Source organism: Bradyrhizobium sp. AZCC 1693 (assembly GCF_036924745.1).
Lineage (GTDB): Bacteria > Pseudomonadota > Alphaproteobacteria > Rhizobiales > Xanthobacteraceae > Bradyrhizobium.
Genome location: NZ_JAZHSD010000001.1, coordinates 3,861,995 through 3,884,815, shown reverse-complemented (window position 1 = coordinate 3,884,815; position 22,821 = coordinate 3,861,995). Strand labels below are relative to the sequence as shown.

At 63.8% G+C, this 22,821-nt stretch carries 17 protein-coding genes, 1 pseudogene and 1 riboswitch; of the genes and pseudogenes, 10 read left to right on the top strand and 8 right to left on the bottom strand.

From position 1 onward, the window contains the following. Positions 1-304: 304 nt before the first annotated feature. Complete coding sequence (locus V1293_RS18485) at positions 305-1,411, bottom strand: IS110 family transposase (protein ID WP_334506549.1); 1,107 nt, start codon at positions 1,409-1,411, stop codon at positions 305-307. Positions 1,412-1,971: 560 nt separating this feature from the next. On the opposite strand from V1293_RS18485, the pseudogene tolQ reads away from it, so the two are divergent. The 7 genes and pseudogenes from tolQ to pal all read left to right on the top strand — a co-directional run bounded on the left by tolQ (position 1,972) and on the right by pal (position 9,810). Next, positions 1,972-2,686 (top strand): annotated as a pseudogene (gene tolQ, locus V1293_RS18480) (protein TolQ). A gap of 37 nt (positions 2,687-2,723) precedes the next feature. Continuing rightward, positions 2,724-3,200, top strand: coding sequence for a biopolymer transporter ExbD (locus V1293_RS18475; RefSeq protein WP_334511292.1), 477 nt, complete (start codon positions 2,724-2,726; stop codon positions 3,198-3,200). A gap of 44 nt (positions 3,201-3,244) precedes the next feature. After that, a complete protein-coding gene (locus tag V1293_RS18470; protein ID WP_334511291.1) occupies positions 3,245-4,186 on the top strand; it encodes a protein TolA in 942 nt (313 codons plus the stop codon). Positions 4,187-4,257: 71 nt separating this feature from the next. Beyond that, positions 4,258-5,595: a Tol-Pal system beta propeller repeat protein TolB gene (tolB, locus tag V1293_RS18465; RefSeq protein WP_334516785.1), complete on the top strand. Its 1,338-nt coding sequence runs from the start codon at positions 4,258-4,260 to the stop codon at positions 5,593-5,595. A gap of 181 nt (positions 5,596-5,776) precedes the next feature. Continuing rightward, entirely contained in the window at positions 5,777-8,113 is a 2,337-nt protein-coding gene (locus tag V1293_RS18460; protein WP_334511290.1) for a putative bifunctional diguanylate cyclase/phosphodiesterase, read from the top strand. Between the two features lie 133 nt (positions 8,114-8,246). Next, positions 8,247-8,987, top strand: coding sequence for an N-acyl amino acid synthase FeeM domain-containing protein (locus V1293_RS18455; protein WP_334511289.1), 741 nt, complete (start codon positions 8,247-8,249; stop codon positions 8,985-8,987). Positions 8,988-9,318: 331 nt separating this feature from the next. Further along, positions 9,319-9,810, top strand: coding sequence for a peptidoglycan-associated lipoprotein Pal (gene pal, locus V1293_RS18450; RefSeq protein WP_334511288.1), 492 nt, complete (start codon positions 9,319-9,321; stop codon positions 9,808-9,810). A 49-nt stretch (positions 9,811-9,859) separates the two neighbouring features. On the opposite strand, the gene V1293_RS18445 is transcribed toward pal, so the two are convergent. Beyond that, on the bottom strand, positions 9,860-10,711 hold the full coding sequence (locus tag V1293_RS18445) for an alpha/beta fold hydrolase (protein WP_334511287.1): 852 nt from the start codon (positions 10,709-10,711) through the stop codon (positions 9,860-9,862). Between the two features lie 203 nt (positions 10,712-10,914). Between V1293_RS18445 and ybgF the strand changes: the two genes are divergently transcribed. The 3 genes from ybgF (at position 10,915) to ftsH (ending at position 15,311) form a co-directional block, all read left to right on the top strand. Beyond that, on the top strand, positions 10,915-12,024 hold the full coding sequence (gene ybgF, locus V1293_RS18440) for a tol-pal system protein YbgF (RefSeq protein ID WP_334511286.1): 1,110 nt from the start codon (positions 10,915-10,917) through the stop codon (positions 12,022-12,024). Between the two features lie 50 nt (positions 12,025-12,074). Further along, positions 12,075-13,121: a tRNA lysidine(34) synthetase TilS gene (gene tilS, locus V1293_RS18435; protein WP_334511285.1), complete on the top strand. Its 1,047-nt coding sequence runs from the start codon at positions 12,075-12,077 to the stop codon at positions 13,119-13,121. 267 nt (positions 13,122-13,388) lie between these two features. Further along, positions 13,389-15,311, top strand: coding sequence for an ATP-dependent zinc metalloprotease FtsH (gene ftsH / locus V1293_RS18430; protein ID WP_334511284.1), 1,923 nt, complete (start codon positions 13,389-13,391; stop codon positions 15,309-15,311). A gap of 195 nt (positions 15,312-15,506) precedes the next feature. Here the strand turns inward: ftsH and V1293_RS18425 are convergent, their stop codons facing one another. From V1293_RS18425 to V1293_RS18400, 6 genes are all read right to left on the bottom strand, one after another. Further along, positions 15,507-15,704, bottom strand: a complete 198-nt coding sequence (locus V1293_RS18425) for a hypothetical protein (protein ID WP_334511283.1) — start codon at positions 15,702-15,704, stop codon at positions 15,507-15,509. Positions 15,705-15,877: 173 nt separating this feature from the next. Then, a complete protein-coding gene (metE, locus tag V1293_RS18420) occupies positions 15,878-18,247 on the bottom strand; it encodes a 5-methyltetrahydropteroyltriglutamate--homocysteine S-methyltransferase (RefSeq protein ID WP_334511282.1) in 2,370 nt (789 codons plus the stop codon). Between the two features lie 108 nt (positions 18,248-18,355). After that, positions 18,356-18,569: riboswitch (cobalamin riboswitch) on the bottom strand. 95 nt (positions 18,570-18,664) lie between these two features. Next, the gene (gene prpB / locus V1293_RS18415; RefSeq protein WP_334511281.1) at positions 18,665-19,585 is read right to left on the bottom strand and encodes a methylisocitrate lyase; all 921 of its coding nucleotides are present in this window, start codon (positions 19,583-19,585) and stop codon (positions 18,665-18,667) included. A gap of 10 nt (positions 19,586-19,595) precedes the next feature. Beyond that, the gene (gene prpC / locus V1293_RS18410; RefSeq protein WP_334511280.1) at positions 19,596-20,768 is read right to left on the bottom strand and encodes a bifunctional 2-methylcitrate synthase/citrate synthase; all 1,173 of its coding nucleotides are present in this window, start codon (positions 20,766-20,768) and stop codon (positions 19,596-19,598) included. Between the two features lie 11 nt (positions 20,769-20,779). Then, entirely contained in the window at positions 20,780-22,306 is a 1,527-nt protein-coding gene (locus tag V1293_RS18405) for an MmgE/PrpD family protein (protein WP_334511279.1), read from the bottom strand. Further along, positions 22,303-22,734 carry an acyl-CoA thioesterase gene (locus tag V1293_RS18400; protein ID WP_334511278.1) on the bottom strand — a complete coding sequence of 144 codons (432 nt, stop codon included), beginning with the start codon at positions 22,732-22,734 and terminating at the stop codon, positions 22,303-22,305. The genes V1293_RS18405 and V1293_RS18400 overlap by 4 nt, the downstream gene beginning before the upstream one ends. Between the last annotated feature and the right edge of the window lie 87 nt (positions 22,735-22,821).

The window sequence follows — 22,821 nt, the reverse complement described above, 5'->3', positions numbered from 1 at the left end:
GCGGTCGCACATGACCGCTGCCAAGATGGGGTCCACAGCACGAGCTCCAAACATGGCCGCGGCGTCTTTGCACCAACGGTCCCACGGAGTTTTGCCTCGTGACTGTGATCGATCGATCAGGTTCCATCTTCCGTTCTCGAGCAAGCTTTGGCTGCGGCGTGAGGCTTTGGGCCTCATGCCGAAGTTGATGATCTGCGGGTCGGATATCGGGTCATGTGATTACCTTGGTTGTGTTGTGGGCGAGGCCCGGAGTGCTTCGTTTCACCGATGGCGGCTAGCTTTCGAGCGCCGCGCGCAAGCGTCGTCAAGGCTGGCCGGAGGCCACCGCCGTAGGCGGCGCGCAGCGGCCTTGACGTCGCGAGCACGGCGCTACCCTTGGCCTCGGGGAGACGATGCCGGCGCGCGCCGGGTCGTAGCGTTCACCGCTGACCATCAGTTTCCAGGCGATGCGCGCGAGCTTGTTGGCGAGCGCCACGGCGGCAAGTTTCGGTGGCTTGCGCGCCACCAGATCGCGCAGCCAGGGCGAGGGATGCGCCTTGCCCTTGTTGACCTGCTGGATGACCGAGGTGGCGCCCACCACCAGGGTGCGGCGCAAGGCCTCGTCGCCGGCGCGGGTAATGACGCCGAGCCGCATCTTGCCGGCGGTGGAATGATCCTTCGGGGTCAACCCCATCCAGGCCGCGAAGTCGCGACCGCAGCCGAAGGCATGCGGGTCGGGTGCTTTGACCGCCAGCAAGCAGCCGCCGATCGGGCCGATGGCATCGACCTCGGCAAGGCGCCGGCTCATCTCGTTCTCCCGGTGCCAGACCTTCAGCTTCGCCTCGATCTCACGCAGCTCGAGCTTCAGCCGGCCGTACTCGTCGCCGTGGATGGCGAACAGCTCTTTGGCAAGCGCGGGCACTGTTCCGTCTTCGGCAATACGCGCCAGCAGCGGCCCGACATGGGCAGGCCCTTTGGCGGCCGTCAGCCCGAACTCGGCCGCGTGGCCGCGGATGGTGTTGATGAGCTGCGTGCGATAGTCGATCAGCCGCTGGCGCGTCGTCATCAACATTTGCGCCGCTTGCTCTTCCGCACTCTTGATCCTCACGAAGCTCATGCGCGGCCGGCTCATTGCCTCGCAGACCGCATCGGAATCTCTCTGGTCGTTCTTGTTGCGCTGCACGTACGGCCTTACGTGCTGCGCTGGCAGCAGCTTCGGCTCGTGCCCCAGCGCCGTCAGCTCGCGTGCCCAGTGGTGCGACCCGCCGCAAGCTTCCAGGCCCACCTTGGTCGGCGGCAGCTGCGCGAAAAAGCTCAGGAAGTCGCGTCGGCGCAGCTTCTTGCGCAGCACCGGCCGCTCGGCCGCATCCACCCCATGCAGCTGGAAAACACTCTTGGACGTGTCCACACCAATTCGGATAATATCGCTCATGGACGGCTCCCTTGTTTGAGATCTTTACCGACCTCATTCTGGCACATCGATGCCGTCGGGGGCCGTCCACCCCAACATAGCCACCGGCCGAAGTTGTTTTGTGAGGTCGTTGTTGTCTGTCTTTTCCAGCAATGACGGCCGCGGAGTATGGGTCCCTGCGTTCGCAGGGACGACGGTAACTACTTGTTTCCGCAACCCCGCCGTGCCGCCGTCCCGAAGGGCGAGGCGACCAGCCGGGTACCACCTTCCCCGGTATGGAACCCGGACCGCGAGCCCCGTAACCGCCCGGCCCGCCTGGATTTACGGCAGCCACATTTCCCTTTAGTAACCTAGTGTTAACCAAGCTTAGCGTCTGGTTAGGGACGGAATGACGCGCTGACAGCCCTCGTTTTGACATGTTGGCAGGGGAAGCAAGTCCCGGCTTTCGGCGGGCCCCCCATGCGACACCAAGAGCGGCTCTCGCGCTGGCGCAAATCGCCGCGCCCGACGCGCGGCTGTGGTACCGGCAGCCGTTTGCTCCCGGAGGAAATAGGGACACTTGCGTTGAGAGGATACCGCCCATGAATCCCGCCGACGTGGCTCCGGCAGCCCTGCCGTTGGTCTCCGCCGACGTGTCGCTGATTGCCCTGTTCCTGCAGGCCCATTGGGTCGTGAAAACCGTCATGCTGGGGCTGTTGGCCTGCTCGGTCTGGGTCTGGGCGATCGCGATCGACAAGATTTTCCTCTATGGCCGCACCAAGCGCGCCATGGATCGCTTCGAGCAGGCGTTCTGGTCGGGGCAGTCGATCGAAGAACTCTATCGCGCGCTGTCAGCCAAAACCGACGCAGTCGATGGCGGCGTGCTTTGTCGCGGCCATGCGCGAGTGGAAGCGCTCGTTCGAGAGCCAGACGCGCTCCTTTGCCGGCCTGCAGATGCGGATCGAGAAGGTGATGAACGTCTCCATCGCGCGCGAGGTCGAGCGGCTGGAACGGCGGCTGCTGGTGCTGGCGACTGTCGGCTCGGCCGGGCCGTTCGTGGGCCTGTTCGGAACCGTCTGGGGCATCATGTCGAGCTTCCAGTCGATTGCGGCCTCGAAAAATACGTCGCTCGCGGTGGTGGCGCCCGGCATTGCCGAGGCACTGTTTGCGACCGCTATCGGTCTTATCGCCGCCATCCCCGCGACCATTTTCTACAATAAGTTCACCTCCGAGGTGAACCGGCAGGCGCAGCGGCTGGAAGGTTTTGCCGACGAGTTTTCCGCCATTCTGTCCCGCCAGATCGACGAGCGGGCGTGAGGACGGCCAATGACGAGCGCATCGTGAGATCCAGATCATGGCGATGAACATGGCAGGTTCGACGGGCGGCGGCGGTGGACGCCGCGGCCGGCGTCGCGCCGCCGTGATGGCGGAGATCAACGTCACGCCGATGGTCGACGTGATGCTGGTGCTGCTGATCATCTTCATGGTGGCGGCGCCGCTGATGACCTCGAGCATCGATATCGACTTGCCGGTCGCCTCCGGCGGCAAGCAGATCCAGGCCAACGCGCCGCCGTTGACGCTCTCCGTCAAGCGCACCGGCGGAGCCTGCAATTCGAATGTCGAACTCTATCTCGGGGATACGCTGATTTCGACCAACGACCTGCTGCCCAAGATCAAGGCGATCCGGGAGACCCGGTCGGAGGCAGAGAGCGTGGTATACCTGCGCGGCGACAAGGACGTCTGTTACACGGATATGATGAAACTATTGGGGTATATTCGGACGGCGGGATTCAAGGCGAATATCGTCATCGTGCCGGATCAGGGTTCCTGAGCCATGCGGCGCGCGACGGCTGACGGGGGAGCGGGAAAGCTCGAGTGAAGGTCAAGGTCGACAAAACGGTTTTGGCGTCGGTTGCCCTGCACGTGCTCGTGCTGGGGTGGGTGATGCTGTCGTTCTCGACCAAGGCCCTGGAAATACAGCCGGAAGATTCGGTGCCGGTCGATGTGATTTCGCCTGACCAGCTTGCCAAGGTCATGGCCGGCACGAAGACCGGCAAGAAAGAAAACCCGAAGCCGCTGGCCGAGAAAGTCGCCGAAGCCAAGCCCGTGGACGATGCCGTCGGCAAGATCACCGAGAAGGCGCCGGTCGTAACCGAGACCGCGCCGCCGCCGCAGCCGAAGGTCGAGGAGAAGCCGGTCGAGAAGAAACCCGACCCGCCGAAGGTCGTCGAGAAGCCAAAGGAAGAGCCGAAGCAAGAGCCGAAGCCGGTCGAGAAAAAACCCGAGCCGGTCAAGCCCGACCCGATCGCCGAGGCGATCAAGAAGGAAGAGAAGAAGCCGCCGCCGAAGCCGGTGCAGGCCGCCAAGCCGCCAGAGCCGCAGAAGCCGAAAATCGTCGAACGGCACTTCGATCAGAGCCAGATCGCAGCCCTGCTCGACAAGCGCGACCCGACGCGTCAGGCGGTCGCGAACGACACGCTGAATTCCAACGCCGCGCTCGGCCTTTCGAAGGGCACGGCGGCAGACAATTCCGCAACCTGGGGCTCGATGTTCCAGCGGCAGGTCGAGCGATGCTGGAAGAAGCCCTATGGCGGCATCGAATCGCAGAAGCCTGAGGTTGCGTTTGCCATTCGTCTGAAGCGCGACGGCACCCTTGAAGGCTCGCCGGTCCCGGAAGGCGTTCCGGCGACGCCGTTCCTGCGCGTCTACCAGGAGAGCGCGTTACGCGCGATCATCGAATGCCAGCCGTACAAATTGCCGGCGGCTTTTTACGAGGAATGGAAATATTTCGCGCCGGTGTTCAAGGAAAAAGTCTGATTGCGCTCGCCGATTGGCGATCCCACATGAGCAAGATTGAAGCGATGACTGACAAAGATGGGTTGCCTGCTATGTCGTTCCACCTGAGCCGCAGGCAGATCATTTCTGGAATGGCCGCGCTTGGTACGGTCACGGCCGCGCCGGTTCGCAGCGCATTTGCGCAAGCGCCGAAGCGGATCCCCATTCCCGAAGGTGAGTTTACGCCTCAGCCGATCGCGATCCCGAATTTCGTAGCCGGCACGCCCGGCGACGCCGAAGTCGGTGTCGGTGTGGCGCAGGTGATCACCAACAATCTCAAGCGCAGCGGCCTGTTCGCGCCGATCGATCCGGCTGCGTTCATCGAGCGCATCACCAATCCCGACAGCCCGCCGCAGTTCCAGAGTTGGAAGCAGATCGGCGCGCTGTATTTGGTGACCGGCCGGATGACCCGGCAGGGCGACGGCCGTCTGAAAGCCGAATTCCGCCTCTGGGACGTGAACACCCAGCAGCAGATGTCCGGCCAGCAATACCAGACCTCGCCGGAATATTGGCGGCGGATTGCCCACATCATCTCCGACCAGATCTACGAACGCGCGACCAGCGAGAAGGGCTATTTCGACAGCCGCGTCGTCTTCGTCGACGAGACCGGGTCCAAGGAACGCCGCGTCAAGCGGCTGGCGCTGATGGATCAGGACGGCGCCAATGTCAGATATCTGACCAAGGGAAGCGATCTGGTGCTGACGCCGCGGTTCTCGCCGTCGACGCAAGAGATCACCTACATGGAGTTCGGCCAGGGCGATCCGCGCGTCTATCTGTTCAACGTCGAGACCGGGCAGCGCGAGATCGTCGGCAATTTCCCCGGCATGTCGTTCTCGCCACGGTTCTCGCCGGACGGCCAGCGCATCATCATGAGCCTGCAGCAGGGCGGCAACTCGAACCTGTTCGTGATGGATCTGCGTTCGAAATCGACGACGCGGCTGACCGACACGCCGGCGATCGACACCTCGCCGTCCTATTCGCCGGACGGCAGCCGGATCTGTTTCGAATCCGACCGCGGCGGCAAGCCGCAGATCTACGTGATGGCGGCCACCGGCGGCGGTGCGCAGCGCATCTCGTTCGGCGAGGGCAGCTATTCGACGCCGGTGTGGTCGCCGCGCGGCGACTACATCGCCTTCACCAAGCAGGGCGGCGGGGCGTTCGCGATCGGCATCATGAAGACCGACGGTTCGGGCGAGCGCATCCTCACCTCGGGCTTCCACAATGAAGGGCCGACCTTCGCGCCGAACGGCCGGGTCGTGATGTTCTTCCGCGATCCCGGCGGCAGCGGCGGACCGTCGCTCTACACGGTCGATATTTCAGGTCGTAACGAATTGCGGGTGCCAACGCCCGGTTTTGCCTCCGACCCGGCTTGGTCGCCGCTGCTGTCCTGATGGAACCCGGTCGGGCGCGAGCGCATTTGTTAATAGGTAAACATTGCCTAGCCCGCTGATTTTCCGAGCAAATTTTTGCTGTGCGAAGCAAAAAGCAACCTCTCGGTAACGATGTTCCCTCAGAAAGACTTCATCTGGGAAGGGTAGAACTACCTACCCTAACAGGACACGTGCCCTGCCGATGCAGTTGGTCGACCCGAAAAAACGAGGTAGCCGCCGGGAAGAGCCGGAGCCGGCGCTCTACGCGGCGCTGGTCGATTCCATGTGCCAGAATTTCTGGCCAATGTTCATCGGCTCGGTCTCCACCGCCGTCGCCGCGGTATTGACGGCGCTCAAGACCGGCAACGTGCTGTTGTGGCCGTGTGCGGCGTTGATCATCGGCATCGGCACGCTACGTGCCTTCCAGATGCGCAAATACGAACGGCGCACCCAGGTGCTGACGTTCGAGCAGGCCAAGCACTGGGAGCCGCGCTATGCGATCGGGGCCATGGTCTACGCCAGCGTACTGGGTGTCTGGTGCTTCCTCACGATTTTCGGCAACGACGACGCTATCGCGCACATGATCTGCGTCGCGGCGACGGTCGGCTACACCGCCGGCGGCGCCGCCCGCAATTACGGCCGGCCCAAGCTGATCCAGTATCACATCCTGCTCGCTTGCGGCCCGATGTCGCTGGCGCTGGCGACGCATGCCGACTTTTTCTACATCAGCCTCGCCGCGTTGCTGGCGCTGTTTTTCATGGGCCTCAAGGGCATCAACCTCAGCCTGCACGCGATCTTCGTCAAGGCGCTGACGTCGAGCTTCCGCGAAGCCGCGCTGGCCGGCCAGTTCGATACGGCGTTGAACAACATGCCGCATGGGCTCTGCATGTTTCGCGCCGATGGCCGGCTCGCGGTGATGAATCACCGCTTCAGCGAAATGATGAACCTCTCCGAGGATCTCATCCAGCGCAGCGCCAGCGCCAACGACATCGTCGCGGCCTGCATCGCCTCGAACTCGATTTCGGCGGCGAGCGGCAAGATGATCCTGTCGGAGATCGTGAACACGCAGGCCCGCGACATGATTACCACCGATCCCGACGTCGCGCGGGGCCGGTCGCTGTCGTGGACGTTCCAGGCGATGGAGGGCGGCGGCGCGGTCGTGCTGGTCGAAGACATCACCGAACGCCGCAATGCCGAAGCCCGGATCAGTCATCTGGCGCGTTACGACGAACTGACGGCGCTGCCGAACCGGGTCAATTTCCGGGACGAGATCGGGCGGCTTCTGGCTGTCCAGCAGGGCGCCGAACAATTGTCGGCGCTGCTGTTCGTCGATCTCGACCAGTTCAAGCAGGTCAACGATACGCTCGGCCATCCCTGCGGCGACCAGTTGCTGTGCGCGGTGTCCGAACGGCTGCGCGAGATGCTGCGGCCCGAGGATTTCGTGGCGCGGTTCGGCGGCGACGAGTTCGTGGTGTTCCAGCAGAACGTTCATTCGCCCGACGACGCCGCCGGTCTCGCCCGGCGCATCGTCGATCGCCTGAGCGAGCGCTACAAGATCGACAATCATCTGGTCGAGATCGGCGCCAGCGTCGGCATCGCCATGACCTCGCGCGGCGTCAGCGCCGACACGCTGCTCAAGAACGCCGACATGGCGCTGTACCGCGCCAAGGCCGACGGCCGCGGCACCTTCTGCTTCTTCCGGGACGAGATGGCGCAGGTCGTCGAATCCCGCCGCATCCTCGAACTCGACCTGCGCAAGGCGCTGGCCAACGAGGAGTTCGAGCTGTTCTTCCAGCCGCTGGTCAATCTCAAATCGGGCCGGATCTCCACCTGCGAGGCGTTGTTGCGCTGGAATCATCCGGTTCGCGGCACGGTTTCGCCGACCGATATCATTCCGGTCGCCGAGGACATGGGCCTGATCGTCGATCTCGGGCGCTGGATTCTCCGCAAGGCCTGCATGGAATGCATGAAATGGCCCGAAGGCGTCAGCGTCGCGGTGAACTTTTCGCCGCAGCAATTCCATCAGCGCGACGTGCTGAGCGAAGTCCGTTATGCGATCGAGGTCTCCGGCCTGCCGGCGAACCGCCTCGAAATCGAGATCACCGAGTCCTCGCTGCTGCGCAACACACAGCTCACGCACGATGTGCTGTCGCAATTGCATTCGCTCGGCGTGCGGATATCGCTCGACGATTTCGGCACCGGCTATTCGAGCCTCAGCTATCTGCACAACTTCCCATTGCAGAAAGTGAAGATCGACCGCTCGTTCCTCGAAGGGATCGATAGCGACCGTCCGCTGACGCTGCTGCGCGGCGTGGCGCGGCTGTCGGCCGACCTCGGAATGTCGGTCGTGGTGGAGGGCATCGAGACCAACGAGCAGCTCGAATTGATCAGCGCCGATGGCGCGGTAACCGAGGCGCAGGGCTATCTGTTCAGCCCGCCGGTGCCCGCGGTGCGGGTTCGCCAGTTGCTCAATGCCTCGCACGGCCGCCGTCCGCCGGACAGTCAGTTGATCCCGGTCTCCTCGCGCTCCATCGCCTGAATTCCCCGTGAAAATACGGGGGAATGGGTTCCCGGAGTAACCTTAACCTCTTGAAGCCTTTGCAATCTCCTTAACAAGAGGTTAATCCTTTCAGCGCTCGCGGAAGTTGCCTGAAAAGCGTTAGGAGTACTGCATGCGGTCCCCGGCCGATGCTTCTATCACGGCCTTTGGACGAAGTTCGGACCTGTTGGATCAAGTCGACTATCGTCTGGCGAACACACCGGAAGAAAAAGAAGAGATCTACAACCTCCGCTATCGTGCCTATCTTCGCGAAGGCGCGGTGAAGGAATCCCCCGAGCAGCGCGTTACCGATCAGTATGACGACCTGCCGAATTCCTGGACCTTTGGCGTCTACCTGTACGGCGAGCTTTACAGCTCCGTGCGTATCAGCGTGCTGACGTCCGAATGGCGGGAGTCTTGTTCTGCCGAGGCTTTCGGGGAAATTCTTCATCCCCGGCTAGATCGGGGCGAGGTCATCGTCGATCCCGCGCGTTTCGTCGCCGACCCTGACAAGGTCAAGCGGTTCCCGGAACTGCCCTATCTGACGCTGCGGCTCGCCTATATGGCTTGCGAGTATTTCAACGCCGATCTCGGGCTGGCGATTGTGCGGGCCGAGCACCAGGCGTTCTATCGCCGCGTGTTCCTGCACGAGACCATTGCCGAGCCCCGCATGTTCCCCGGCCTGCTCAAGCCGGTCGGACTGATGGCGGCGGATTTTCCGGCGATGAAGGAAAAGGTCTTCGAGCGCTATCCGATGATGCGATCGACCGCATTCGAGCGGCGGATGCTGTTCGAGCGCGCTGGCGAGCGAGCCGCGCGGCAAGCCCGTGCCATCTCCACACACGCGCGTGCCTCGATGGTTCCGAGTTCCTGAACCGGACGGACTGCGGGCAGAATCAGCTGCCCGGACCATGTCGGCTTCCTACGCCCGGCAACCCGGCAAGGCTCGTCATGCCTCGCCGGATCGGCGCATTTCGCCCCAATGCCCATGACAAAGCCCCAAATCTGGTGATTTGGGCCCTGTGCGCACTTGCCTTCACCCTCGCGCCACATTTACAAACCATTAACTATCGCAGTCGCTTTTCACGGTTTGTCGGCATTTGATCGGGTCTGGCAAGGTTCCATCAAGGTTGACGGAACGTTCGCTTAACCATCGACCTGTAGACCGGATAACAGTCGAAAAACGTGAGCGTGGAGGCTCCGGAATGAAATATCAGATGCGTTTCCTCCAGGGATGGAAGCTGGCGGCTGTGGTCGCGGTGGCGCTGTCGATGGGCGCCTGCGCCAAGAACAACGTCGGCGCCGACGGCGCGATGGCGAGCGCGGCAACCCCGGGGAGCCAGCAGGATTTCGTGGTCAATGTCGGCGATCGCGTGTTCTTCGAGAGCGACCAGACCGAGCTGAGCCCGCAGGCGATCGCGACGCTGGAGAAGCAGGCGCAGTGGCTGCAGACCTACAACCGCTATTCCTTCACCATCGAAGGCCATGCCGACGAGCGCGGCACCCGCGAATACAACATCGCGCTCGGCGCGCGCCGGGCCCAGTCGGTGCGCAGCTATCTCGCCTCGCGCGGCATCGATCCGAACCGCATGCGCACCATCTCCTACGGCAAGGAGCGTCCGGTGGCGGTCTGTAACGACATTTCCTGCTGGTCGCAGAACCGCCGCGCCGTCACGGTGCTGAACGCCGGCGCCTGAGGAATTCGGCCTCGCAGAGTTTCAAAACCGGCGCCTTCGGGCGCCGGTTTTATTTTGGGCGCCCGATAAACTCCCGGATCAGCGCCATCGCCCGTCCAGGCGCATCGGGCACCACGGCATGCCCGCAATTGGCAAACCGTTCGAACTGCACCAGATGGGCCGGCAGCGCGGCCGCGATATCCGCCTGGCTCTCGATCGGATGCATCGGATCGTCTTCACCGCCCATCACAAGGGTAGGGCACTGAATGCGATGGAGATCGGGGAACATGTTGAAGTTGTCGCATTCGCCGCCCGGTCTTGTGAACCAATGCGACACCTCCGGCCGGTTGACGGCGCGGCGCGCCATATCCGGATCGCGCGGGGTCCGGAAGTAAAGCGGCATGGCCAGCTGCCGCCACGCGTCGCGCGAGGCCTGGTCCGGATGGCCGTGAAATTGCAGGAAGCGACGGCGCGCCAGCGCGCCCACTTCCGGGCCGCCAAAGCGCTCGAACAGTTCCACGCGCCGATCTGGATATGACCCGCCACGGGCTTCGGTGCTGATCAGGATCAGCTTTGAGGGGTGATCCGGGTGCCGCGTGGCGTAGGCCAGCGCGACCATGCCGCCGAACGATGCGCCCAGCACGATCGGATCGGTTATGCCGAGCGCGTCGCAGAACGCGCGCACGTCGTCGCCCCATTGGGCCAGGGTCCAGCCCTCTCTCGGGCCATCTTCGCTGCGGCCGTTGCCGCGATGGTCGAGATAGACAATTTGGGCGATATCGGCCAAGGCCGAGTAGGCGGGCCGGTAGATCGAATGGTCGGCGCCGGGCCCGCCGTGCAGCATCAGCAGCACCGGCTTTTCCCGCATCACCGGGCCGTCCGGAACCAGCTTCGCGCCCTCGACATCGAAGAACAGCCGCACCCCGTTCACGGATACGTGCATGAGCGGATCTCCATCGATTTGTGAACGGTCCGCCGGGCCCAGCGGCTTGTCTTGAAGCGGATACTAAACCATACCGGAACTCAGCGAACCGAATCGGAAACGCCAGTCACAATTCTGGCGTACTCCCTATCTCAATAGTGTTCTGCTTTCGTTTGACACGTGATTTTCGTCGTCAGGGCAAAATGTCATCCAGCTTCCTCAATGCTTCCGGCGCCGCGGCGATTGCTGCGATGCTGGCTTTGTCTGTGCAGACCTCGTCCGCACAGATCACGTTCCCGTGGGAGCGTTCTCCGCAAGGATCCCCGCAGGTCCAGGCGCAGTCCGACGACGCCGACCTGGAGATGCGGATCCAGCGGCTGGAAAATCAGCTCCGGCAACTGACCGGCCAGAACGAGGAGTTGCAGTACCGTAACCGCCAGCTAGAGGACCGGCTCCGTCAGCTTGGCGCCGCACCGCCCCCGCCGGGTGGCCAGCCCCCGGGTGCGCAGCCCAGCGTGGCCGCGGCGCCGCCTCCAGTTCAGCCCGGCCCGCCGCAGGGGGCGCGCCAGCCGCAGGGCTATCCGCAAGCCCAAGGGGGCTATGACCAGCAGCCGCAGATCGCATCGCCCGCGCCGATCGTGCAGGACCCGGCAGCCCCGCAGGCAGGTGGCCGCCGTCGCGGTGATGCCTTCGATCCCAGCCAGAATCCCAACGCGCCCGGCGCGCCGCGCGCACTCGGCGGTGGCCAGATGCCGATGTCGAGCGAAGCGGCGGTCGGCGGGCCAGGGGGGCGCGGTCCGGGCGAGCCGCTCAATCTCGGCGGCCCGCGCGATCCCGGTGGCGCCTTGCCGCCGCCGGGCGCAGCCGCACCGCCACCGCGCGGCCCCGGGCCCGGCGCCAGCGCCGCGCTGACCACGTTGCCGCCTTCGGCCACGTCAAAGGACGAATTCGATCTCGGCATCGGTTACATGCAGCGCAAGGACTATGCGCTGGCCGAAGAGACGATGAAGAACTTTGCGCAGAAATATCCAAGCGATCCCTTGATCGCGGATTCGCAATACTGGCTCGGCGAAAGTTACTTCCAGCGCCAGCAATATCGCGACGCCGCCGAAGCGTTCCTCGGCGTAACCACCAAGTTCGACAAGTCGGGCAAGGCGCCCGACGCCCTGCTGCGGCTCGGCCAGTCGCTGGCGGCGCTGAAGGAAAAGGAAGCCGCCTGCGCCGCGCTCGGCGAGGTGACGCGGAAATATCCGCGCGCATCTTCCGGCGTCAAAGCCGCCGTCGATCGTGAGCAGAAGCGGGTTAAGTGCTAAAGCGGAAGCCGGTCGAGGCCGCCATCGGCCTCGAATAGACTGGCGATGCCATGCCTGACAACGAGCCTGACGACGACCGCGCGCCGATCTCGGTACAGCAAGCGAAAGACCTGTTCGCGCATTGGAAGGCCGCGCCTGCGCTCGTGCTGGCGGTATCCGGCGGTCCCGATTCCCTTGCCCTGATGTGGCTTGCCGCCCGCTGGCGCCGCGCGCTTTCGCGTGGGCCGCGATTGATTGCCGTCACCGTCGACCACGGCTTGCGGGTGGAGGCCGCGCGCGAGGCGCGCGACGTCAAGCGTCTCGCACGCACCCTCGATCTGCCCCATCGCACGATGCGCTGGAGCGGGGCCAAGCCGAAAACCGGATTGCCGGCCGCGGCGCGCATGGCGCGCTATCGTCTGCTGGCGAAAGCCGCGCAAGCGAGCGGCGCGACGCACATTCTCACCGCCCATACCCGCGACGACCAGGCCGAGACGCTGTTGATGCGGATGTTGCGCGGCAGCGGCATCGCCGGTCTCGCGGCGATGGCGCGCGAGACCGAGCGCGAGGGCGTGTGGCTGGCGCGGCCGTTGCTGGACGTCCCGAAATCGCGACTCGTTGCGACGCTGGGCAAGGCGAAGATCGCCTTTGCAGACGATCCCACCAATCGCGACATGAGCTTCACGCGGCCGCGGCTGCGCGCATTGATGCCTGTTCTGGCCGAGGAGGGCGGCGACAGTCGAAGTCTGGCGCGGTTGGCATCGAGGGTGGCGCGGGCGAATGCCGCGATCGAAGTGCTGGTCGATGGGGCCGAGCGCTACCTTGCCCTGAGGGACCATCATGATGTCTCGCGTTTCGGATTCGATGCCGGAGCTTTTGCCGGTCTGCCTGAGGAGATCCGCCTGAGGTTGCTCAAGCGCGCGATCGACCGGGCCGGCTACGAGGGAACTGCGGAACTCGGCAAGCTGGAAGCCCTGTTGTCGGCCTTGGACCGGGCCATTGCCGACGGTGAGAAGCAGGCGAGGCTGAAGCAGACCCTTGCCGGGGCGGTAATCAGCCTGAGCGGCGGACGAATTCACGTCGATCCGGCGCCGCAGCGCCGGGGTGGGAAGGCGTGAGAAGCGGCCCTATATCGCGATATCCCCGAATAATCCGGCAGGGCATCTTAACCACCCCGTGGAAACCCCGGATTTTGCGCCATTTTTTGACCGGGAATTGCGCTAGGATGCGCTAAATAGTCCTGCGTCGTTCCCTTGGCATCGACCCGGGCGCCACCTAGATTGGGTGCAGTGGACCGGGGATTCTCGCCTCACTACCCAAAGAATACTCAAGGGTTACTGCCAAGGACATAGGGCCGCGATCCGCGCGACCACGAAGGAAGATCAATGAACGCCAATCTGCGCAACTTCGCCCTCTGGGTCATTATTGTCTTGCTGCTGTTGGCATTGTTCACGCTTTTCCAGAATCCCGGTCAGCGCACGTCTTCGCAGGACATCTCGTTTTCGCAGCTGTTGAGCGAGGTCGACCAGAACCGCGTTCGCGACGTCGTGATCCAGGGGCCGGAGATTCACGGTACCTTCACCAACGGCTCCTCGTTCCAGACCTATGCACCGAACGACCCGACGCTGGTGAAGCGTCTGTATGACGGCAAGGTCTCGATCACCGCGAAGCCGCCCGGCGACAACGTGCCGTGGTTCGTGTCGCTGCTCGTTTCCTGGCTGCCCTTCATCGCGCTGATCGGCGTGTGGATCTTCCTGTCGCGTCAGATGCAGGGCGGCGCCGGCAAGGCGATGGGCTTCGGCAAGTCGCGCGCCAAGATGCTGACGGAGGCCCATGGCCGCGTCACCTTCGAGGACGTCGCCGGTGTCGACGAGGCCAAGCAGGACCTGCAGGAGATCGTCGAATTCCTGCGCGATCCCGGCAAATTCCAGCGCCTCGGCGGACGGATTCCGCGCGGCGTGCTGCTGGTCGGCCCTCCCGGCACCGGCAAGACGCTGATCGCGCGTGCGGTCGCGGGCGAAGCCAACGTGCCGTTCTTCACCATTTCCGGCTCTGACTTCGTCGAAATGTTCGTCGGCGTCGGCGCCTCCCGCGTCCGTGACATGTTCGAGCAGGCCAAGAAGAACGCGCCCTGCATCATCTTCATCGACGAAATCGATGCGGTCGGCCGTCATCGCGGCGCCGGTCTCGGCGGCGGCAATGACGAGCGCGAGCAGACGCTGAACCAGTTGCTGGTCGAGATGGACGGCTTCGAGGCCAATGAAGGCGTGATCCTGATTGCGGCGACCAACCGTCCCGACGTGCTGGATCCCGCGCTGCTGCGTCCCGGCCGCTTCGACCGTCAGGTCGTGGTGCCGAACCCTGATGTCGTCGGCCGCGAGCAGATCCTGAAAGTTCACGTCCGCAAGGTGCCGCTGGCGCCGGATATCAACCTCAAGACCATTGCGCGCGGCACACCGGGCTTTTCGGGCGCCGACCTGATGAACCTCGTCAACGAGGCCGCGCTGACCGCCGCCCGCCGCAACAAGCGGATGGTGACGCAGGCCGAGTTCGAGGAAGCCAAGGACAAGGTGATGATGGGCGCCGAGCGCAAGTCGCTCGTCATGACCGAGGAAGAAAAGCTGCTGACCGCCTATCACGAGGGCGGCCACGCTATCGTCGGCCTTAACGTCGTCGCGACCGATCCGATCCACAAGGCCACGATCATCCCGCGCGGACGTGCGCTCGGCATGGTGATGCAGTTGCCCGAGCGCGACAAGCTGTCGATGTCGCTCGAACAGATGACCTCGCGGCTGGCGATCATGATGGGTGGACGCGTTGCCGAAGAACTGATCTTCGGCCGTGAGAAGGTCACCTCGGGCGCCGCCTCCGACATCGAGCAGGCGACGCGGCTGGCGCGCATGATGGTGACGCGTTGGGGCCTGTCCGAAGAGCTCGGCACCGTGTCCTACGGCGAAAACCAGGACGAGGTATTTTTGGGCATGTCGGTGTCGCGCACGCAAAACGCGTCGGAAGCGACCGTCCAGAAGATCGACTCCGAGATCCGGCGTCTGGTCGAGGACGGCTACAACGAGGCCACCAAGATCCTTACCGAGAAGCGCGAGGACCTCGAGACGCTGGCCAAGGGCTTGCTCGAATTCGAGACGCTGTCAGGCGACGAGATCGTCGACCTTTTGAAGGGCAAGAAGCCCAACCGCGAGTCGGTGCTGGAGCCGAGCACGCCGCGCGCCTCCGCCGTGCCGCCCGCCGGCAAGCCGCGCCCGCGTCCCGATCCGGACCCCGGCCTGGAGCCGCAGCCGCAGGCGTGAGCAGATTGCATCTGAACAGAAAACGCGGCGGAAACGCCGCGTTTTTTTGTCTGCGCTGTCGTCATTGCGAGCCACCCGGTCGGCGCGCAGCGCCGCCGGATGACAGGCTCCGCGAAACAATCCATCTCACAGCGACGGGACAGAATGGATTGCTTCGCTTCGCCCGCAATGACGTGGTTGCCGCCACGAGGCGAGTTATGCCTTCGCCGGAGCGCCGAGATGCACGGCCAGGATATGCTCCGGCGTCTCTACCACTTCGATCGTCTCCCCGTCGCCACCGACAAAGGTGAGAACGGTGCGCTCACCGTCCCTCGACATGCTGCCGACAAGCGCGATGTTGATGTGGATGGGCTGCCCCGTCTCGAAGCTCGTGCATTCAATCCAGAAGCGCATCGCGGTCTCCTTCGATCTCCCGCAATCATCATAAGGACAGTCGTGGGACGGGCAAAGCGCAGCGTGCCCACCATTCACGCTGACGGTCTCGGAAAGATGGTGGGCACGGCGCTTGCGCGCCTTTGCCCACCTTACGAAGCTGCAGCAAGATTAGAGACGGGGCGCGGTTCGCGCTAGGCGGATGCCCGCAATTCGCGGGCAGCCGCGACCATGTTGACGAGCGCGGGCCGCACCTCTTCCCATTTGCGGGTCTTCAGTCCGCAATCCGGATTGATCCAGATCTGGGCGTCGGATAGCCGCTTCCGGGCCAGCCTGAGCAGGGCGGTCATCTCTTCGATATCGGGCACCCGCGGCGAATGGATGTCGTAGACGCCGGGGCCGATTTCGTTCGGATAACGGTAGTCCCTGAATGCGTCGAGCAATTCCATCTTCGAGCGCGAGGTCTCGATCGAGATCACGTCGGCGTCCATCGCACCGATCGCGCCGATGATGTCGTTGAACTCCGAGTAGCACATGTGGGTGTGGATCTGGGTCTCGTCGCGCACGCCGGACGAACAGAGGCGGAAGGCGTCGACGGCCCAGTCCAGATACGTCTTCCATTCGGATTTGCGCAGCGGCAAGCCTTCGCGCAGCGCCGCCTCGTCGATCTGGATCATGCCGGCGCCGGCGGCTTCGAGATCGGCCACCTCGTCGCGGATCGCGAGCGCGATCTGGCGGCAGGCCTCGCTGCGCGGAATGTCGTCGCGGACGAACGACCAGTTCAGGATGGTGACCGGACCGGTCAGCATCGCCTTCATCGGCTTTTTCGTCAGTGACTGGGCGTATTGCCACCACTCGACCGTCATCGGCTTCGGGCGCGAGACGTCGCCAAACAACACTGGCGGGCGGACGTAGCGCGATCCGTAGGATTGCACCCAGCCGTTTGAGGTGAACGCAAAGCCCGCGAGCTGTTCGCCGAAGTACTGCACCATGTCGTTGCGCTCGAACTCGCCGTGCACGAGCACGTCGAGACCGATGGTTTCCTGCCACTGCACCGCGCGGGCGGTCTGGTCCTGCAAATAGACCTTGTAGACTTCATCCGTTAGGGTTCCGCTGGCGTGCGCGGCGCGGGCTTTCCTGACTTCGGGCGTCTGCGGGAACGAGCCGATCGTCGTGGTCGGGAAAGCCGGCAGGTTGAAACGCTCGTGTTGAACGCCGGCGCGCTCGGCGAATGGGCTGGCGCGGCGACGCATCGCGTCATCGACGCCGGCGATGCGCGCCGCCACCTCCGCATCGTGAATTCGCGGCGAAGCGTTGCGCGCGGCAGCCGCGCGGTCCGAGACACTCAGGGCGGCTTCGACGCTATCGCGTCCACCGGCGAGCGCCGTCCCGAGCGTAGTCAGCTCCTCGAGCTTCTGCACCGAGAACGCCAGCCAGCTCTTGATTTCGGAATCGAGCTCCGTTTCAAGCGCCAGATCGATCGGAACATGCAGCAGCGAGCAGGAGGGGGCGATCTGCACGCGGTCCTTGCCGAGCTTCGCGATCACGGGTTCGAGCCGGTCGAGGATCCGGCTCAAATCCGCGCGCCAGATGTTACGGCCGTCGATGATTCCAAGCGACAGCACGCGGTCTTTTGGAAAATCGGCGAGGCCATCGATCTGATCAGGCGCGCGTACCAGATCGAGATGCAGGCCGGCGACGGGCAGCGCCAACGCAGCGTCGCTGTTGCCGCCCAGCCCGCCGAAATAGGCCGCCAGCATGATCTTGAGCTGCGGCACCGCGTTGGCGATCTCACTATAGGCATAATGCAGCGCCTGCCGGGCGACGATATCGAGGTCGAGCACCAGACATGGCTCGTCGATCTGCACCCATTCGGCGCCCCGATAGGCCAGTTCGCGCAGCACGTCGATGTAGACCGGCAGCAACCGGTCGAGCAGCGACAGCGGATTGAAACCGGCATCCTTGCTCTTGGCGAGCTTGAGGAACGTAACCGGGCCGACCAGCACGGGACGGGTCTGATAGCCCAGCGCCTTGGCTTCCTCGTATTCCTCGATCGGCTTGCGCGAGGCGAGGGTGAACTGCTGATCCTTCGTCAGTTCGGGCACCATGTAGTGGTAATTGGTGTCGAACCATTTTGTCATCTCCTGCGCCGGCACGCCGTGCGCGGCCTCGTGCCCGTGATCGATATGACCGCAGCTAGCCTCATGCGTTTTGCCTTGCGCGCCGCGAGCCATCGCAAAATAGGTCGCGAGCGGGACCTGCCCGCCGTTCCAGCGATAGATTTCCGGTATCGCGCCGACCATCACTGACGTGTCGAGCATCTGGTCGTAGAACGAAAAATCGTTCGACGGGATCACGCTGACGCCGAGTTTTTTCTGGCGCGCCCAGTTGGCGGCGCGAAGACCGGCGCCGGCTTCGATCAGCGCCTTCTCGTCGGTTGCTCCCGACCAGAAACTTTCCAGCGCGAATTTCAGCTCGCGGCGCGGGCCGATACGCGGCGTGCCCAGGGAGGCAACGGGAAGCGCGGAAGTGGAGATCGTAGTAGACGATGTAGAAGAAGTCATTGGCTTAACCCCAAAAGTTGGGGGCAAAGGCCGAAGTGACACGTCTGGACTCCGCGTACGGCAGCGCGCGCGGAATCGCAACCGCACCACCGGGACACCCCGCCCGAGGACGTGTATGTTGTCGAGGCAGGTCTCCTGGCTCGCGGGTCAGTGCTGCTGTCCGGCCTTCCCGAGACCAATTGTGGTCTCAGTGGCTTTGTTGGACAGCGGCTCGCCGCTTACAGTTGCGGGGGCAGCTCCGGCTTTGGCTTTTCGGCCGCACCGGCTTCCCTCTTAGCTTCGGGCCGAACGAGCCCGAAGAACCACGACGGATTCAGTTAAGGTCAACGGCGATCTCAGTCAATACGGGATCGGGTGGCGTTCGCCGTATCACCTTTTCAATGAATTCCGTTTCGACCAGCCAGATAGCGGAACCGTTCACCTCTCGGGCATGCCCGCGGGGACGATGGTTTTGACGATGGAGGCGTCGAGCGCCTCGTAATCGTGCAGCCCGATCGCTGCGTACAACTCGGCGCGCGTCTGCATCTGGTCGAGCATCTTGCAGGTGCTGCCGTCGCGCTTGAGGGTGGCGAACAGATTCTGCTGGGCCCTGTTGGCGACGCGGAGCGACGACACCGGCCAGATCACCATGCGATAACCCATCGCCTCGAACTCGGATGCGGTGAAGAACGGCGTCTTGCCGAACTCGGTCATGTTGGCCAGCAGCGGAACGCCGGGAATGCGCCTGGCGAACTCCTCGAACATCTCGCGCGAAATCATCGCTTCCGGGAAGATCGCGTCCGCTCCCGCTTCGAGATAAAGCTTTGCGCGCGCTACTGCGCCGTCGATCCCTTCGCTCGCCGCGGCATCGGTTCTCGCGATCAGATAGAGATGACGCCGCGCCTTTGCGGCGGCGGCGACCTTGGCTGCCATGTCGTGCGCGTCCGCCAGCTTCTTGTCGTTGAGATGGCCGCATTTTTTCGGAAGCAACTGGTCCTCGATATGAACGGCCGCAGCACCGGCATCCTCGAAAGTGCGCACCATGTTCATGACATTGAGCGCCTCGCCATAGCCGGTGTCGCCATCGACCAGCACCGGCAGGCCGCCGGCGCGCGCCACCTGGCGGATGAAGAAGGCGACTTCCTCGATGGTGATGATGCCGAGATCCGGCAGGCCCATCGAAGCCGTCATCGCCGCGCCCGACAGATAGAGCGCGGAAAAGCCGGCGTCGCGGGCCTGCAGCGCGGCCATTCCATTATGCGTGCCCGGCATCTGGAGAATGCCCGGTCTGTCCAGGAGGTCGCGGAAGCGAGCCCCGGCCGGCTTGTCGGCTAAGTCTCTACCCAGGAGATACACCATGGTTGCCTCCTTACGCGGCGCGTGGGGCGATGGCGGCTTTGCCACGCTCATGCAGCGGCACGAACTTCAAATTCTCCGGGCCGATATAGTTCGCGGCAGGGCGGATGATCTTGTTGTTGATGCGCTGTTCCATCACATGCGCTGCCCACCCGGACGTCCTCGATATCACGAACAACGGCGTGAACATCGCGGTCGGCACCCCCATCGCGTGGTAGGAGACCGCGCTGAACCAGTCGAGATTGGCGAACATCTTCTTGGCGTCGGCCATGACGGCCTCGATCCGGTCGGCGATTTCGAACATCCGGGTGCTTTCGCCCTCGATGCTGAGGCGGCGCGCGACTTCCTTGATCACCTTGTTGCGTGGATCGGCGATGGTGTAGACCGGATGACCGAAGCCGATCACGACCTCCTTGGCCGCCACTCTGCGGCGGATATCGGCCTCTGCCTCTTCCGTAGTGCCGTAGCGCTTCTGCACTTCGAAGGCGATCTCGTTGGCGCCGCCGTGCTTCGGCCCGCGCAGCGCGCCGATCGCGCCTGTTATCGCGGAATAGAGATCCGAGCCGGTGCCTGCAATCGAGCGCGCGGTGAACGTCGAGGCGTTGTACTCGTGCTCCGCGTAGAGGATCAGCGAGGTATGCATCGCGCGCTCGTGCGATGGCGGCGGTTTCCTGCCATGGAGCAGGTGCAGGAAATGCGAGCCGATCGAATCGTCGTCGGTTTCGACGTCGATCCGGCGGCCGTGGTGGGCGTAGTGGTGCCAGTACAGCAGCATCGATCCGAGCGAGGCCATCAGCCGGTCGGCAATGTCGCGGGCGCCGGGCTGATTGTGGTCATGGGCCTCCGGCAGGATGCAGCCGAGTGCAGAAACGCCGCTTCTGAGAACATCCATCGGATGCGCGGCGGCGGGCAACAATTCCAGCGTCTGCAACACCGCTGAAGGTAACCCGCGCAGCGCCTTCAGCTTGGCCTTGTAGTTTCTGAGCTCCGACAAAGTGGGCAGGCTGCCGTGAACCAGGAGATACGCGATCTCCTCGAACTCGCAGCTTTCGGCGACATCGAGAATGTCGTAGCCGCGATAATGCAGGTCGTTGCCGGTGCGGCCGACCGTGCACAGCGCGGTGTCGCCGGCGATCACGCCGGAAAGCGCGACCGATTTCTTGGGCGAAGGCTTGATGTCCGTCATCTCAATCTCCCTTATCGATTACCGGCGTCGCGCCAGTCGAAGATTCCGTGCGTCGATGTCGCGCCGAGGAATTTTGGATCGACTGTAAAAGTGAGGTCGGTCAGTTCACCCGCCTTCAGCGACGCTAGCCTTTCGACCGTTGCGACGAAGCGATCCTGCTCGGTCGCCGCGATCACGCCTTCCGCCAGGTTGCGGAATTTCCGGATGTAGTCCGGGCGCTTGAACGGGCGGGCCCCCAGCGGATGTGCGTCAGCCAGCGCAATCTCGTCGCTGATGACGGAGCCGCCCTTCAGCTTCACGACGACGCGACCGCCGAACGCTTTTTCCTTCGGATCGTGGCTGTGGTAGCGGCGGGTCCATGCGGGGTCTTCGACCGTCGAGATCTTGCGCCACAGCGCGACCGTGGTGTCGCGGCCCGCGCGCTCGGGCGCATAGGATCGCTCGTGATGCCAGCCGCCGTCTTCGAGCGCGACCGCGAAGATATACATGATCGAATGATCGAGCGTTTCGCGACTCGCCTTCGGGTCCATCTTTTGCGGATCGTTGGCGCCGGTGCCGATGACGTAGTGGGTGTGATGGCTGGTGTGGATGACGATGCTTTCGATGTCAGAGAGATCGCCGATTTTCGGTCCCAGCCGGCGCGCGAGGTCGATCAGGGCCTGGCTCTGATATTCGGCCGAGTGCTCCTTGGTGTAGGTGTCGAGAATAGCGCGCTTGGGTTCGCCCTTGTCAGGCAGCGGCACGGTGTACTCCGCGCTCGGGCCGCCGAGCAGCCAGGCGATGAAGCCGTCTTCGCCCTCATAGGCGGGTGACGGCGCGCCTTCGCCGCGCATCACGCGATCGACGGCCTCGATCGCCATCTTGCCGGCGAAGGCCGGCGCATAGGCCTTCCAGCTCGATATCTCGCCCTTGCGCGATTGCCGCGTGGTCGTGGTGACGTGAAGCGCCTGCTGAACGGCCTGATAGATCATCTCGACAGGCAATCCGAGCAGCGCGCCGATCCCGGCTGCGGCGGACGGGCCGAGATGCGCGATATGATCGATCTTGTGCTCGTGCAGGCAGATGCCTTTTACGAGGTCGACTTGAATTTCGTAAGCCGTGGCCAGCCCGCGCACGAGGTCCGCGCCCGTCAGCCCGCAGTGCTGGGCGACAGCCAGCACCGGCGGAATGTTGTCGCCGGGGTGTGAATAGTCCGCCGCGAGGAACGTGTCGTGGAAATCGAGTTCGCGGACGGCGACGCCGTTGGCCCAGGCGGCCCATTCCGGCGAAATCCGCTGCGACCGCGTCAGCCCGAACACGGTTGATCCCGGCTGGAACGGATGCGCCTCGGTTTGCGCTCGCGCGCTGACAACGGGACGCCGCGCCACCGAGGCTGCGGCAACGGCGGCGTTGTCGATGATGCGGTTGCCCAGCATCTCCACCACATCGCTCTCGACCGCGACCGGGTCGGCGGCGACCTCGGCGATCTTCCAGGCCAGTTGCCCTGCGCGGGGGAGATGATCGGCCGATTTGAACGTACGAACGCGATGCTGTTTCAAGACGCAGCTTCCTTCTGGATTGGATCGGTCATGGTTGATTGCGTGATCGGGACCGGGCGGCCGAATTCGTTCACCGCGACCATCTCGAACGTTCCGCGCACCGCGGATTTCCGCCTGCCGGTGATCAGCTCTTCGCGGATCATGTCGACCGCGACCGTCATCGAGCTGCGGCCGACACGTACGACCTGGGCAACGAGTTCGACGAGTTCGCCGACATGGATCGGCTCGTGAAATTCGATCTTGTCCGAGGTCGCCATGACAACGCTCTGGCGCGCGTGCCGCGTGGCCGTGACGAATGCCGCCTTGCCCATCAGGCTAAGCGCATGGCCGCCGAACAGCGTGCCGTAGTGATTGGCCTGCTCCGGAAACACCATCTCCACGAACCGGGTTTCGTCGGGATGAAGGTCTGGCGACGCCGCTGAATGCATTTTCCTGCTCCGGACGACTTGTTATTCCCTCACGACTTCGCAATATCTACAAACGTGGATCGTCGAAATGGCTGAAAAAGCATAGTC